General features: G+C 67.2%; 4 protein-coding genes (1 of these 4 cut by a window edge). All 4 read right to left on the reverse strand.

From position 1 onward, the window contains the following. Tightly spaced (each overlapping or abutting the next), the 4 genes in view from ACFIMZ_RS35270 to ACFIMZ_RS35285 form a layout consistent with a single transcriptional unit that may run on beyond the window. A complete protein-coding gene (locus tag ACFIMZ_RS35270) occupies positions 1-9105 on the reverse strand; it encodes an amino acid adenylation domain-containing protein (protein ID WP_431825888.1) in 9105 nt (3034 codons plus the stop codon). Next, a complete protein-coding gene (locus tag ACFIMZ_RS35275) occupies positions 9102-13016 on the reverse strand; it encodes an amino acid adenylation domain-containing protein (RefSeq protein ID WP_431825889.1) in 3915 nt (1304 codons plus the stop codon). Before ACFIMZ_RS35275 ends, ACFIMZ_RS35270 begins: the two co-directional genes overlap by 4 nt. Beyond that, on the reverse strand, positions 13004-14683 hold the full coding sequence (locus ACFIMZ_RS35280; protein WP_431825890.1) for an MBL fold metallo-hydrolase: 1680 nt from the start codon (positions 14681-14683) through the stop codon (positions 13004-13006). Before ACFIMZ_RS35280 ends, ACFIMZ_RS35275 begins: the two co-directional genes overlap by 13 nt. Then, positions 14631-16241 carry the 3' portion of an amino acid adenylation domain-containing protein gene (locus ACFIMZ_RS35285; RefSeq protein WP_431825891.1) on the reverse strand. The gene runs 11808 nt beyond the window's last position, so the window shows 1611 of its 13419 coding nt (coding positions 11809-13419); its start codon lies off the right edge, out of view; the stop codon is at positions 14631-14633. The genes ACFIMZ_RS35280 and ACFIMZ_RS35285 overlap by 53 nt, the downstream gene beginning before the upstream one ends.

Here is a 16241-nt window from a genome sequence, read left to right on the forward strand (position 1 = left end):
TCACGTGTTCTCCTCGAGGGCGTCGTCGGCGGTGGATTCGGGCGCGGTCTTCAGGCGAAGGCCGACCCGGACCCTTGGGCTGGCGGCGGGCGCATTGCCGGAGAGCGAGAGGCGATCGACCGGCGTGGTCGGATCACGCAGGAAGACTTCGAGTATCTCGAGCAGCCGGTCGCGCATCGCGGCGATGGTCGCGGGGCGGAACAGGCGGGTGTTGTAGATGAACTGGAGGCGGTGCTTGCCTTCGCTTTCCACGATCTGGAAGGACAGGTCGAACTTGGCCGTGGTGTCCGCCTGCGAGCGGTCCGTGATGCGAAGACCTGGCTGCGGCGCCGGCACGGAAATGTAGTTCGCTTGAATGTCGAAGATCGGGAAATGGTTCGCCGGGGTGCGGATCTTGAGATCTTCGAGCAACAGATCGAACGGATAGGATGCGTGCTCCAGGGCTTCCGTGGAGGTTTTCGCCACGGCCTCGATCACCTCGTCCACGGTCGCGGATTTGCGCAGCGGGACACGGAGTACGACGGTGTTGAGGAACACGCCGATCTGCGATTCGAGCTGTTCGCTGTCGCGCCCGGCCGACACGCTGCCGATGACGATGTCTTCACGCCCCGTATAGCGGTGCAGCAGCACGCAGAACGACGACAGGATCACGGCATAGAGCGACGTATGGTGAGCGCGGGCCAGCTTCGCGAGTCCCGTCGCGTGCAGGTCAGACAGCTCCACATCGAGCGTCTGCCCGGCGTGGCTGAGCCGCTCGGGGCGCGGGTAGTCCGGCGGCAATTGCAGGCGGGGCACCGGCGGCGCCAGTTTCTCGAGCCAGTAGGCGCGATGCGCGGCGGCGCGCGGACCCTCCAGGCCGGCGTTGTGCCAGGCGGCGTAGTCGCGGTACTGGATGGAAAGCGGCGGCAGGTCGCGTCCCGCATAAAGCGCATGCAGATCGTCGGTCAGCACGCGGATCGACCATGCATCCGATATCACGTGGTGCATGTTCAGCAACAGCAGCTGCTTCTCCGGCGAGAGCCGGACCAGCTTGACGCGAAAGAGCGGCCCCGACGCGAGATCGAATGGCTGCTCGCTTTCCGCGCGGATCAGCGCATCGATGGCTTCCGGCCCGGCATCTTCCGCGAGAGCCGTCTGCTCGACCCGGAATCCGGATGCTTCGCGGGTGAGTACGCGTTGCCGCAGCTCGCCCTCGATCATCGCAAACACGGTGCGCAGGCTCTCGTGGCGATCGACCAGCATGTCGAACGCACGGACGAGGCGCTCCGTATCGACGGCGCCGTCCAGTTGCAGCGCACCTGCCATGTTGTACGTGGACGGATCCGCGCCGCGGCTGGCGAGCCAGATCCGCTTCTGTGCGCGGGACACCGCGTACGAGGGCTGCGCAGGGAGCGCCGGGATGAATTCCTCGGCGCCGGCGGTGGAGGTGGAAACGAGCTGCTTCGCGAGCGCGCGCGGCGTCGGCGCCTGGAAAATATCGGCGACCGCGACGTTCAGCTTCAGTTCGCGCCGGATCCGGCTGACCATCTGGATCGCCTTGAGGCTTTGGCCGCCGTGCTCGAAGAAGTTGTCGTCGACACCGTTCGGCTGGCGGCCGAGCACCTCGGCGAAGATGCGCAGCAGCGCCGCTTCGCCAGGCGTTTGCGGTTCGGCCGGCACGCCGTCGGGCGCGGACGAGGCATCCGGGAGCGGCAGCGCGGCGCGGTTGATCTTGCCGTTCGGCGTGACGGGAAGCGTCGGCAGCAGCATCACGGTGTCGGGCACCATATGGGCCGGCAGTTTTTCGCGTAGCGCCTGGCGCACGCGTGCGGGCGTCCAGCCGGCTCCCGACGCGTAGGCGCACAGGGTTGATTCGGAGTCCGCAGCCTCGCGGGCGACCACGACGGCGTTGGAGATGCCTTCGAGATCGGTCAGCGCGGCCTCGATTTCCCCCAGCTCGATGCGATATCCGCGGATCTTGACCTGGAAGTCACGGCGTCCGAAGAAGTGGATATTGCCGTCCGGCCCGAAGCAGCCGATATCGCCGGTGCGATAAAGGCGCGCACCCGGGTCCGGGCTGAACGGATCGTCGCGGAACACCGCGCGGGTGCGTTCTTCGTCGAACAGGTAGCCGCGCCCGACGCCGGCGCCCCCGATGCAGATCTCGCCTTTGACGCCGATCGGGCAGAGATTCATGTCGGCGTCGACGACGTAGACGCGCAGGTTCTCGATGGGGCGGCCGATCGGAATCGCGGGCAGATCCGGGGCGCGCGTCATGCTGTAATGCGCCACGGAGTCCGAAGCTTCGGTCGGCCCGTAGGCGTTGATGAGCCGGACAGCCGGATTCAGGCGGAACCAGGTTCGCACGGAGGCGGGCTGCAGGGTTTCGCCAATGGTCAGCAGCGTTTCGAGGTGCGGGAAAGCCGGCGCCGCGTGCCTTTCCAGCTCGTCGAGAAAGGTCGCCAGATAGGACGGGACGAATTGCATCGCCGTGATGCGGTCGCGGTGAAGGCTGTCGATCAGGCGCGCGGGCTCGAGGATGACGGCATCGGGATAGATCACCGTCGTGCCGCCCGGCACCAGTGCCGCGAAGCATTGCCAGACCGAAATGTCGGAGCAGTGCGAAGCGGTCTGGGCGACCGCGCTGTGCGCGCCGAGCTCGACTCTGCGCGCCATCGCGAGCACGTGATTGAGCATGCCGCGATGCTCGACCATCGCGCCCTTGGGCTGGCCGGTCGAACCCGACGTGAAGATCACGTAGGCGAGGTTCGCGGGCCGGTAACGCGGCGTCGATGGCGCTTGCGCCCCGGTGCCGTGATCGTCGGGCAGGCGGGACGGATCGAGCATCGGGATGGACGACAGTGCCGGCGGCGGCACGCAGTCCGTCGCGACGATGACCGTCGGCCGGGCCGACGCGAGGATGGCCTCGACGCGCCGGGCGGGATAGGCCGGATCGACGGGAACATACGCCGCGCCGCACTTCCAGATGGCCAGAATCGTTTCCAGCATCAGGTACGAGCGCGGCATCCATACGGCGATCCGGTCGTCCGGCTGAATCGGCGCTGCTTGCAGAAGATGCCGGGCGATCCGGTCGGCGCCTTCGACGAGGTCCCGATAGGTGCGGACCACCGTGCCGCAGCGGACCGCGATGCGCTCGGGGTGGGCGGCGGCGGCGGCCTCGATCAGTTCGGGCAGCGTTCGGTCGGACGGGACCGGCGCGAAGGTATCGTTCCAGTCCAGCAGGATTTCGTCCCGCTCGGCCGCGGTGAGGAGCGGAATGCCGCCGTTCGGGCGATCCTCCCCGGCGGCAAGGCCGACGAGCAGGGTTTCGACATGGCGCAGCAGGCGGACGATCGTTTCGCGGTCGAACCGGCCATCGTCGTACAGCACCTGCAACGACAGGCTCTTGCCCGGCGTCACGACCAGCGTCAGCGGGTAGTTGTTCGGATCGGACACCTGGAATTCGCCGATGCGCAGACCCGGAAGCGCCTCGGCCAGCGCTTCCTCGACCGGATAGTTCTGGAAGATGAGCAGGCTCTGGAAGAGCGGCACGCCGGGCGGCAGGTCGGCGAATTTCTGGATGTCGGCCAGCGGATAGTGCGCATATTCCTCCTGCTGCGCGAGATCCATCTGCAACTGCGCCAGCCACGCGGCCGTCGGGCGCTGGTCGATGCGGACCCGCACCGGCAGCGTGTTGATGAACAGCCCGACCATCTCGTCCGACTCCGGCAGCGACGCCGGGCGGCCGGCAACGATCGTTCCGAACACGACGTCCGCTTCACCGCTATAGCGGCCAAGGAGCTGCGCCCACGCGCCCTGGGCGATCGTGTTGAGGGTGATGCGGCTGGCTTGCGCGAACGCGACGAGCCGCCGCGTATCGCGCTCGGAGAGCAGAAGCTGCTCTTCCAGATAGGCGCCCGGCGCGGCCGTTCCGTCGAGTTCGGGGCGTCCCAGCACGAGCGGCGTCGTCGTCGGGAAATCCGCCAGCTTCGTCTTCCAGAAGCGCTCCGCGGCCCCGGAGTCCTGGCGCTCCAGCCAGCGCACGTAATCGCGGAAGGCAGGCGGCGCTGGCCGCTGCGCGGCGGCTTCGGCCGGCAGGGCCTGATAGGCGGCAGCCACTTCGCTCAGGAGCCGGGCGGAACTCCACCCGTCGAGCAGGATGTGGTGATGGCTCCAATAGAAGCGCCATGCCTCGTGGCCCAGGCGGAACAGTCCCACGCGCATCAGCGGCGCCCGGGTAAAGTCGAAGCCGCGCGCCCGGTCTTGCGTCAGGTATGCATCCCAACGTCGTTCCGCCTCCACGGCGGAAGCGGCGCTCAGGTCCTCGTCATGCCAGGGCAAGTCGACGCGGCGATGCACGACCTGCACGGGGCTTTCGAGTTCTTCCCAGTGAAACGAGGTTCGCAAGATGTCGTGCCGGTGCGTCGCCGCATCCCACGCGCGGCGGAACCGTTCGACGTCGAGTGCGCCGTCGATACGGAAATCGAGGCTGCTGAAGTACGCATCCGATGCCGGTTCGTACAGGCCGTGGAACAGCATGCCCTGCTGGGTCGGCGTGAGCGCGTAGATGCCGTCGATCTCGTCCGGGATGACCGAGGCCAGCGCCTGCGGCAGTACGGTCGCAGGCAGAACCGAAGCAGGCACACTCGATGCGGACGGGTCGACATGGTCGACAACAAGGGATTCGAGCGCCGCGATGTAGGCTTGCGCGACGCGCCGGATGCTGTCCGTTTCGTGGCAGGCCCGGCTGAATTCCCAGGCAACATGCAGACGGTTGCCGGTCACGTAGGCGTTGATGTCGAGCAGATGCTCGCGCAGCTGGTTCGCATGGCGGCCGTCTCCGCTTGGCTCCGCGGCCTGCTTCCAGTCGCGCGCAGCCGTAAGCACCTGGTCGATTTGACCCAGGTAGTTGAACAGCAGCCGAGGCTGCGGAGCAGGGCCGTCGAGCCGGTCCTGCAGCAGGCCGTAGCTGATGCCAGCGGCCGGCACGGCGCGCAGTTGCGCCTTGACCGACGCAACCAGGCGAGCGGGATCGTGCGGGCCGGCATCGACCTTCAGCAGGACCGGGAAGAGCGACGTAAACCAGCCCACCGTGCGCGAGATGTCGAGGTCCGCGATGCATTCCTCGCGCCCGTGCGCTTCGAGATCCAGCAGGACGTCGGCGCATCCGCTCCAGTCGCTGACGACGCGCGCGAGCGCGGCCAGCAGCAAGTCGTTGATCTGGGCATCGTAGGCGCGGGGCGCGGCGCCCAGCAATGCCGCGGTCGCGGATTCACCCAGCTCGACCACGATCGCTTCGGCGGACGACACGGAATTCGCGTCGTCCGTGGCGGCGCGATCGAGCGGCAGGCCGGGCAGGGCTGACTGAGCCAGGGCCTGCCAATGTGCGATATCGGCATCGGCGGCGCCGGAGTCGGCCCAGTTCGAGACGGCCCGGGTCCATGCGGTCCACGACGCGCCGCCGCCCGCGAATTCGGGCGCTTTGCCGCTGCGCAGGCGGGTATAGGCGTCGTGCACGGTTTCGAGCAGCGCACCCCATGACACGCCGTCGATGACCAGGTGATGGGCGACCAGCAGGAGACGAAGCGATCTTCCTTCGTCGAGGCGGAACAGATCCGCGCGCAAGACCGGGCCGTCCGACAGATTCAGGCTCGCATGAGACTGCGCGACGTGCTGCGCCAGCTGGTCGCCGCGGATATCGAGCACGCCGACGGGGATCTCCGGATCGTCGACGACCTCCTGAATCCAGCCGGACGCGGCCGGGCGAAAGCGCAGTCGCAGCGCATCGTGCCATTTGGCCGCGTGCCGGAGCGCCTGGCGCAGCGAGACCGGATCCAGGTCCGGCGGAACCTCGAGCAGGACCGCCTGGTTGTACTGGTCCTGATCGTCCTTGCGCTGCGCAAAGAAACGTTTCTGGATGGGCGTCAGCGGCAGCGGGCCGGACGACGCGACGAACTCCGCCGCTCCAGCCTCGCCGCGGGTGGCCACGGCGGCGAGTTCGGCGACCGTCGGATGCTGGAAGATGAGCCGCGTGGTGATCTTCAGGCCCGCCTTGGCGGCCAGCGACACGATGCGCATGCTGAGAATCGAATCGCCGCCCAGCGCGAAGATATTGTCGTGGATGCCGGGTGACGGAATGCCCAGCGCTTCTCCCCAGATGCGGCACAGCAGCGTTTCGGTGGGCGTGCGGGGCAGCGCCGGCTCCTGTCCCGCGGCCGAGAGCCGCGACCGGTCCAGCGGCGGCAAGGCCTTGCGGTCGATCTTGCCGTTGCCGCTCAAGGGCAGCGCGTCGAGCACCACGTAGATGCCCGGCACCATGTAGGCCGGCAGCGTGGCGGACAACGCGGCGGCGATCCCGGCGTCGCTCAGCGACGCGCCGTCGCGGAACGCGACATAGGCGCACAGGGCGGCGCGGCCGGCCTCGTCGCGATAATCGAGCGCGGCCGCCTGGCGGATTTCCGGAATGGCGGCCAGCGCGTTGTCGATCTCCCCGAGCTCGATGCGGTAGCCGCGGATCTTCAGTTGGTGGTCCTTGCGTCCGTAGAGCACGATCGTGCCATCGGGGAGATAGCATCCGATATCGCTGGTGCGGTACATGCGGACCCCGCGGGTCGGATGGAACGGGTCCTCGACGAAGGCTTCCCGCGTGCCGGCTTCGTTGTTGAGATAGCCGCGGCCGACGGCGACGCCGGACACGCAAAGTTCTCCGGGAATCCCGATCGGGCACGGATTCATCTGCGGGTCGACGACATAGATGCGCACGTTGCGGATCGGCTTGCCGACCGGCACATAAGGCGTGGTCGGCGCGCGCTCCATGCGGTGCTGCGCGATATCGTCGGACGCTTCCGCCGGGCCATAGGCGTTCACCATCGCGATGTCCGGGAACACGGCGAACCACTGTTTCACCAGGGCCGGGCTGACCATCTCGCCGGTGACGAGAATGTGCCGCAGGTGCCGCATCAGCGCCGGCCGTTCCGACGCGCGGTCGAGCAGCGCGGACAGATAGGACGGCACCAGCTCGAGGATGCTGACCCGGGTGGATTCCAGGTATTCCAGGAAGCTCGCGGGATCGCGAATCCGTTCGTCGTCGACGATCACGGTCTTGCCGCCGGCGAGCGGCGCCGTGAAAAATTGCCAGACCGAAATATCGAAGCAATGCGGTGCGGTTTGCGCGATCACCGACGACGCCGAGATCGAAAACTCGTCGATCTCGGCGAGCATGTGATTCAGCATGCCGGCGTGCTCGACCATCGCCCCTTTGGGCTTGCCGGTGGAACCGGAGGTGTAGATCACATAGGCGAGGCTGTCCGGCGACACGGGGCGGCCGGGATTGGCGTCGTCGACGACATCGGTGGCGGCGTCGAGCGACACGACCGGCGCGAGCGCGGCCAGGTCGGGGGGAAGCAGGCCGTCGCAGGTAATGACGAGGTCGGCGCCGGAATCCTCGAGAATGGTGCGGATGCGGGCCGCCGGATAGTCGGGGTCGATCGGGATATAGGCGGCGCCGCATTTCCAGACGGCGAAGATCGCCTCCATCAGGCGGTCCGAGCGGTGCATGCAGATTGCGACCAGCGCGTCCGGCCGCAGGTCGGCGGCGGCCAGCAGGCGGTGAGCCGTGCGGTTGGCGCGGGCGTTCAGTTCGCCCGCGCTCAGGACGATATCCCGGTACTCGACCGCCGGCCGTTCGGGGTGGTCCGCGGCGGCCTGCTCCAGACGATGCACGACGGTGAGCGCGGCGTCGAACGGCACGGCGGTGTCGTTGAAGGTTTCCAGCAACTGACGACGTTCGGCCTCGGGGAGAATCGGCAGGCGTCCGAGCAGCCGGTTCGGATCGGCCGTGAACGCGTCGAGCGTCGTGGCCACGTGGCCCAGCATTCTCTGCATGGTGTCTTCATCGAAGCGCCGCGGATCGAACGACAGTTCCATCTTCCAGTCGTCGCGCGCCGTCACCACGAATTCGAGCGGGATGTCGGCGCGGTTGTAGAGCAGCACCTCGTCGACCGCCAGGCCGTGCGCGCCATGCGTCAGCGACTCGTCGAGCGGGTAATTCATGAAGGTGATGTTGCTTTCGAACAGCGGCGTCGTCAGCGGGACTTCGCTGCAGCGCTGAATATCGGGCAACGGGGTGTGCTCGAACGGCGCGCGTGCGGCCACGCGCGCCTGGATCATCTTCAGCCAGGGCGCCAGCGGCTGCCTCGGGTCGACCCGCACCCGCACCGGAACCGTATTGATGAACAGGCCGAGCATGGTTTCGATCCCCGGCAGGTTGGCGCCCCGTCCGGAGACGACGGCGCCGAACACCACGTCGGTTTCGCCGCTGTAACGCGACAGCACGAGCGCCCAGGCCGCTTGCGCGAGGGTATTGAGGGTGACGTGATGCCGGGCCGCGAATTGCCGCAGGCGCGCGCTGAGGTCGGCCGACAGGTCGGCCTGGACTTGCGCGAGGCCCTGGCCGAAGCGCTCGCCCGCTTGCGCGCGCGCTGCCGTGGGCAGCGGGGTCGGCGAGCGGAAGCCTTCGAGATAGCGCGTCCAGTATTGCTGCGCGGCTTGCGGTTCGCGCTGTTGCAGCCACTGGATATAGTCGCGATAGGGGCGCACCGGCGGGAGCGCCGGCGGCACGCCGCGCGCGAGCGTGCCATAGGCCTGGAAGATTTCCTCGATGACGAGCGACAGGCACCAGCCATCGGCAAGGATGTGATGGTGGCTCCAGCTGAACAGGTACGCATCCGCGGCGACGCGTACCAGACGGCAGCGCACGAGCGGCGCGCGATCGAGCGCGAAGCCCTCGGCCAGGTCGCTTTCGAGATGCCTGCTCCACCGCGCGCGCTGTTCGTCTTCCGGCAGGTCGCGCCAGTCGTCCTGCACCCACGGCAGCGTGGCGTGCGCGTGAACGACCTGCATGGGCTTGTCGAATTCTTCCCAATGGAACGACGTGCGCATCACCGGATGCCGATCGACGAGCTGCTGCCACGCGGCATGAAACAGCGCGGGATCGAGGCTGCCGGCGATCCGGCAACTGAGCTGGTTGAAGCTGCTTCTCGTGCCGGGCGCGTGCACGGCATGAAAGAGCATTGCCTCCTGCATCGGGGAGAGCTCGTAGATATCGGCAATGGTGGGGGATGTCACGATTTGATCCTTGAGACGAGAGCGTCCAGCGCTTCCTGGCTGATGCGCGCGGCCGGAAAGTCCGATGGGCTCAGCCCTGGCTGGCCGTCGCCGCTGGCCGCGACGATCGACAGCAGACGGCTGTGGTAGCACTGCGTCAGCCGCTCGATGACGCCGGGCGCGCAGGCTTCCCGGTTGTAGTGCCAGGTCAGGCGCAGACGTCCGTCGAACACCATCCCGTCGATCTCGAAAAGATGGCCGCGCCGCGCGCGCGGACTGTGTTCGGGACTCTGAAAGTCGAGCACCGGCTTCCAGCCCGTGTCGTCGGCCAGCACGCGATCGATCTGGCCGAGATAGTTGAAGCGCACCGGCGCCGGCGGCTGCCGTTCGAGTGCCGCCGCGATGCGGGCGTCCTTGCCGAGGTAGCGTGCGATGCCGTAGCCGAGTCCGCGCATCGGCACCGCGCGCACCTGCTCCTTGACGTTGCGCAACGCCTCGGCCGCCACGGTGGCGTCGCCGGCATCCAGGAACACGGGATAGTGCGACGTGAACCAGCCGATGGTGCGCGACGTATCGACGCCGTCGAAGATGTCCTCGCGGCCATGGCCTTCGAGATCGACGACCAGCGAAGCGTTGCCGGTCCAGTCGCCGAAGGCGAGCAGCAGGGCCGTCAGCAGGACTTCGTTGATCTGGGTATTGAACGCGCGCGGCACGTCCTGCAGCAGCGCGAGCGTCTGCGGTGCGTCGAACTCGATGACCGTCGATCCGGCTTCGGCGACGGTGCCGACCGGCATGCCGTCGAAGCACGCCTGCGCTTCGGCGTTCCCCTGGAGCCAATAGTCCAGGCCGTCGGGCGCGGTCGCGCCGAGTTCGGCCAGACGGTTCGCCCAGTCGCGCCAGGCGGTCGTCCTGGCCGGGAGCCGCACCGCTTCGCCCGCTTCGAGCTGGCGGCACGCCGTGTACAGGTCTTCGAACAGGATGCGCCAGGAGACGCCGTCGATCACCAGGTGATGCGCGACCACGAGCAGGCGCTGCGGCTCGTCGGGACCGAACTGGAACAGGTGGACGCGCAGCAGCGGAGCCGCGGATAACGTGAAGCTTTCCTGCATGCGGGTGGCGGTCGCGAGCATCGCGGCTTGGCCGGCGGCGGGCGTCTCGCCGGCCAGCGACGTGACGCCGAGCGGAATCGCCAGCGGCGGCGCCGCATGCGATTGTTGCCACGCGCCGGCGACGCGGTCGAAACCGAGCCGCAGCGCGTCATGATGCGTCGCGACGGCCGACAGCGCGTGCTCGATCACGTCCGGCCGCAGCGACGCGGGCACCTCGATCATGGTCGACTGGTTGTAGTGGTGCGGGTCCGCCACGTCCTGCGCGAAGAACCAGTGCTGGATCGGCGTCAGCGGAGCGGGACCGACCGCCGGCTCCTGCGAAATCGTCATGGACGGCGCATCCACGGCAACCCGGGCGAGTTCGGCGATGGTCGGATGGGCGAAAAACTGATCGGCGGTGAACTTGAGGCCGACTTGCTGCGCCAGCGACATCACCTGGATGATCAGGATCGAGTCGCCGCCCAGTTCGAAGAAATTGTCGCGAATGCCGATCTGCTCGCGGCCCAGCACCTCGGACCAGATCTTGCCGAGGCGCGCCTCGACATCGTTGGTCGGCGCGGTGTACACGGTTTCGCTCGGTGCCGGCGCCAGCTCCAGCGCGGCGAGCGCCTTGCGGTCGGGCTTGCCGTTGGGCGTCAACGGCATGCGTTCGAGCGTCACGATCGACCCCGGCACCATGAACTCGGGCAGGCGTTCCTTCAGGTGTTCGCGCAGGCTTGCGACGCTTGCCGTCGCCGTCGCGACGCAGGCCACCAGCTGCTTGTGCTGCGGCGCGTCTTCACGCACGAACACGATCGCGTCGGCGACGTCGGCGTGCTGCCTGAGCGCCGCTTCGATTTCCCCCGTTTCGATGCGATAGCCGCGAATCTTCACTTGCGTGTCGCGGCGCCCGGTGATTTCCAGATTGCCGTCCGGCAGCCAGACGCCGAGGTCGCCGGTGCGATAGAGGCGCTCGCCCGCCTCGAACGGGTGGGCGATGAAAGCGGCGGCGGTCAGGTCTTCCCGGCCAACGTAACCGCGGGCGAGTGCGATGCCGGACACGCAGATCTCGCCCGTGCAGCCCTCGGGAGCCAGTGCCCCGTGCTCGTCGATCAGGTACAGGTGCGTATTGTGGATCGGGCGGCCGACCGGCAGACGGGTGCCGTAGGCGGTTGCGGCGTCGACCACATAGTCCGTGATGCAGACGGTTGCCTCGGTGGGGCCATAGGAGTTGTGACACGAGCGTGTCCGGGCCAGCTCGCGGAGATCCGCCACGCGGGCGTTGTCGCCCGCGCTGATGACCCGTTTCACGGCGCCGAGCGCGTCCCAGTCGAGCGCGGCGAGATAGGCCGGCGTCGCGTTGATGGTGGTGACGCCCTGCTGCGCGATGTATTCGACGAAACGCGGCGCGTCCCGGATCACCGCTGTCTTCGCCAGCACCAGGCGCGCGCCCGCGAGCAGGGTGACGAAAATCTCCATGATCGAGCCGTCGAAGCCCGGGGAGTAGAACTGCACGAACCGGTCGGCGGCATCGAAGCCGAAGGCGTCCACATGGTATTGCGCCATGTTCAGCAGGCCCGCGTGTTCGAGCACGGCACCCTTCGGCGCGCCCGTGGAGCCGGAGGTGTAAATGATGTACGCCGCGTCGTCCGGCCGGACCTCGACCCGCGCCGACGCGGATGCAGGCTCCAGCGTGTCGAGCTGGAAGTCGAGGGCGAACATCGGGATCGCCCAGAAATCGGCGAGCAACGGCAGGTGCTCCGAGTGCGTCAGCAGCGCCTTGACTTTCGCGTCCTCGATCATGAAGCGCAGGCGCTCCTGCGGAAACTCCGGGTCGAGCGGCAGATACACGGCGCCCGCCTTGAGGATGCCGAGCATGCCGACGATCCAGCGCTCGGAACGGTCGGCCACCACGCCCACCACGTCGCCGCGTTCGATCGCGTATTCCGTGAGCAGGAAGCTCGCCAGCCGGGACGCCTGATCGTCCAGTTCGGCATAGGTCAGCGATGCTTCGGCGGTCGCCACGGCGATGCTGTCCGGCGTGGACGCCGCGCGCTGCGCGAACTGCTCCAGGAAGGTGCCATGCACCGCGACGGGCGCCGCATGCGAGCGAAGGCGCGCGCGTTCGTCGTCGTCGAGCAGCGAGACCGTGTCGAGCGGGGCGTCCAGCGCGTCGAAGCCGGCCAGGACGTTGCGCAGGTGCCGCGCGAAATGCTGGAGATAATGCAGCGTGAAGACCGTCGGCCGGCCCGTCAGGACGATCTCGTAGCGCGCGCGATGCCGGATCTCGATCGACAGGTCGTAGTCCGCCGATGCCCAGGCTTCGTGAAGTCCGTCGAAGCGGACGGCCACGTTGGTCGCGCGTGTTTCGCCATGCAGCTTGTGCGCGAGGGCGGCGATCGGAAAATCCTGGTACGAATAGCTTCGCTGCACCGTATCGCGGACCTGGTTCAGATACGCGCGAACCGTGGCGCCGGGCCGCGCGGCGTCGATGAGCGGGACGATACCGGCGGGACCGGCCGCGGATTCGACGACCAGGCGCGGCGAATCCAGGAACGGGCCGGCCGTCGCGTCGTAGCGCCCGAGGACACGGAACAGGGCCGCCAGCAGCACGACGAAAGCGCCCAGCTCGTTGCCGGCAGCGAGCTTCTCCAGCACCCGCGCCGCGTCGCCGTCGAGCTCGAACGCGTGCACCGGCGCGGGGCCGAGCGGCAGTGCATACGCCTGCCAAGCCTGCTGAAGGCGGAAGTCTTCGTCGATGCGACCGAGCGCGTCGTTCCAGAACGCCAGATGTTCCTGGTATTGCCCGCTGGTCGAGAGCGTGTTCAGATTCAGTCCTGACAAAGCACGATCTCCTTCTTCGCGTACAGCACTTCGGAAGCGATGCCCTTGGCCTTGCAGTGCGCGACAAACTGGGTGGACTGGATGTGGCTCGGCGAGTTTTCGTCGAAGGTGTTGTCGAGCAGGTGGTTCAGCCACGGCTCCTGACCCATCGCATAGACATACGCCGCGTTGAAGGCGAAGCCATCCACCAGCGCGGCGGCCTCGTCGATCTTGCAGCCGCGCGCGCGGCGCGACTGATCGATGTCGCGCGGCAGCGCCTTGGGAAACAGCGGGCCATAGACCCATGACGGCGGCGCGCCCTCGGTTTCCATCCCGACAAACAGGGCGTCCGGCTTGCCGGCGAGGCGGAAGACATGCTCGTAAAGGGCGGGGTCCAGGTTGCACGAATCGGCGATGCTCAGCACCGAACGCGTGCCGAAGCGGATCATGAAGCTCTGCTTGCTCTGGATCGCCAGATCGTTGTGTTCGCCCAGGAACGGAATCGCGGTGATGGCCCCGTTGGGCACCTTGATTTCCTGAGCATCCCTGACTTCCATCACGTTGTCGAAGCCGAGCTTGCGCAACGCCAGCTCCAGCGACGGATCCTGCGGAAAGCCGTCGCAGTTCCTGCCGACCACCACGGTCTTGATCTTGTGGCGAAGCTGCAGCAGCGTTTCGAGGACGATGTGATCGTGATGGCTGTGCGTGATCAGCACGTAGTCGATCTGATCGGGCAGGTCGGCGAAGGTATAGCGCGGCAGGGTGGTGTCGTAGCCGTAGCTGATCACCGGATCGAGCAGGATGCTCACGCCCCGGCTCTGGATCAGCAGGCAGGCGTGGCCGTAGTAGCGGATGCGGATATCGTCGCCGTCGAACGAACGATCCGGTTTCGGCTCCGGCGCCTCTTCGACGAAGAAGGAGCGGAACAGCGGCTCGTCCTTCTCCTCCACGCGCATCAGGTCGGCGATTTTCGCGTAGCTGCCGGGCGTGTCGCGCATGCGGAACAGCGTGTCGAGCGCGGGATCGTCGAAGGCCATGTTGCGGAACAGCGTGCGCTCGTCCTTGAGCCGGGGCGTGCTGAGAATGAATGGCCGGGGCGTGTTTTCGTCGATCGCCGACAGCGCGATGCTCTGCGCGTCGCGCACATAGTACGGGCTCGCGTACAGCAGGCTCTCGAAGACCCGGAAGGACGGGTTGTGACTCAGGTCGTAATAGATCTCGACATAGCCTTTCAACGCCTCCGGAATCTCGGCGTAGACCGGATCCGAAGCCATCCCTTTGGCCTGTTCCAGCAGCAGCGTGGAGAACGCCTTGTAAGCCTTCGCCAGTTCCAGTTGCCTGGTTGCGCGCCCGGTGGTCTGCTCGATCAGCGCGCGGATTTCGTCGACGCGCTTGCCGCCCAGGTCGATGAACGGGCCGCCGCGCATGGCCGGGTCGTTGCATGCCGCCACATGCATCATCGGCGATGCGGCATAGGACTTCATGATCGGCAGGAACCGCTCGGCCACGTTGAGCGCGGCGGTCAACGGCGGAAGCGTGTGAAACCACGCGTACCAGCCGTTGATCAGCGGTTCGAACTGGATGTTTTGCCGCAGGTAGACTTGCGTGCTGGACGAGATTTTCAACGAATGCTCCTTAGAATGCGCCGAGTTCGACGGCAGGCTGGCGCGTTTCGGCGCGCAGCGCACGCTGTCCCAACGTCAGGTTCCGGATGCGGACGCCCGGGTTGGCGAGGATTTCTCCGATGACGGACGTCAGTTCGTCGGCGAGTCCCTGCACCAGGGCTTCGCTGAACCGCCCGGCGTGGTAGACGACGCTGATCGCGAGACCCTCGTCGCGCGGCTCGGCCAGGAACCAGAAGTCGGTCGCGGCTTCCGTGTCCGCGCCTTGCAGGTTGTGGTCCGGCAGCTCGGAAATGCGCACTTGTCCCGCATAGCGATCGATGGCGCCTTGTCGCTGGTTCTGCAACGTCAGGCCGATGTCGAACAGCGGATTGCGTCCCGGAACACGTTTGACGTGCAGCTCGTCGAGCAGGCGATCCAGCGGATAAAGCGGGTGGGAGAACGCTTCGATGGTGGTGTCCCGCACGCGGGTCAGCAGCGTATCGAAACGATCGTCGCCGGCGACGCGATCGCGCAGCGCCAGCACGTTCAGATAGGGGCCGACCTGCGACTCGAGCTCGGCAAGCTCGCGGCCCGCGACCGGCGTGCCGACGACGATGTCCTCCTGGCCGGAACGGCGGTAGAACAGCGCCTTGATGGCGGACAGCAGCGCGATGAACAAGGTCGCGCCGTGGCGCTTGCCGAGCGATTCCAGCGCCGTCGTCGCGGCGGCGGGCAGTTCGAAGCGCCAGGTTTTCCAGCTCGGCGCGGCGGGCTGCCCGACGTCGCCCGGCAGTTCCAGCGCGCGCAGGCCGCCGCCCAGCTTGGTCAGCCAGTAATCCTTCATGCGGGCGCCTTCCGGCCCCGCAAGCAAGCGGTTCAGCCAGCCGGCGTAGTCCTTGTACTGGATCGAGAGGGCGGGCAGCGGATGGTCCCGACGCTGGACGAACGCGTCATAGATCTGCGACAGGTCGTCGAGCAGCACCTCCGTGGACCAGCCGTCGCTCACGATGTGATGCAGGGTGCAGATGCAGACGTGACGGACTTCGGAGAGCCTGAGCAGCTTGACGCGGAACAGCGGGCCGGCGGCGAGATCCATCGGCGCAAGCCGCTCGCGGGCTTCGATCGACACGGCCTGGGCGTCCCGGTCCTCGGCGTCCTGCAAATCCACGACCTCGACCGGGAAGGCGGCTTCGCCGGGCGGCAGCACTTGCTGGAACGGTTGATTGCCGTCCAGGACGAAACGCGTGCGCAAGATCTCATGACGTTCGCTCAACGCGCGGAACGCCCGCACGAGCGCGTCCACGTCCAGCACGCCCTCGAACAGCAGGGACGTGGGCAGCGGCCCGCCGGCTTGCGCCGCATTGAGGTGATCCTGGACCCAGAGTCGCGTCTGGGCGGGAGAGGGTTCGTATTGCGTCTGCGCCGGCAGCGGCGTCACCGGCGCGTAATCGATGGGCTGCGTATCGGCGATGCGTTTCGCGAGGCTTGCAATGGTGGGGTGCGAGAACAGGCTGCGGATTTCCAGCTTCACCTGCAGATCGCGACGGATGCGCGCGGCGACCTTCGTCGCGGAGAGCGAATTGCCGCCCAGCTCGAAGAAATTGGCGGTCGTGCTGATCCGGTTTTTGCCAAGCACTTCTTG

The sequence above is a fragment of the Burkholderia sp. F1 genome (genome assembly GCF_050813845.1).
Taxonomy (GTDB): Bacteria; Pseudomonadota; Gammaproteobacteria; order Burkholderiales; family Burkholderiaceae; genus Burkholderia; species Burkholderia ubonensis.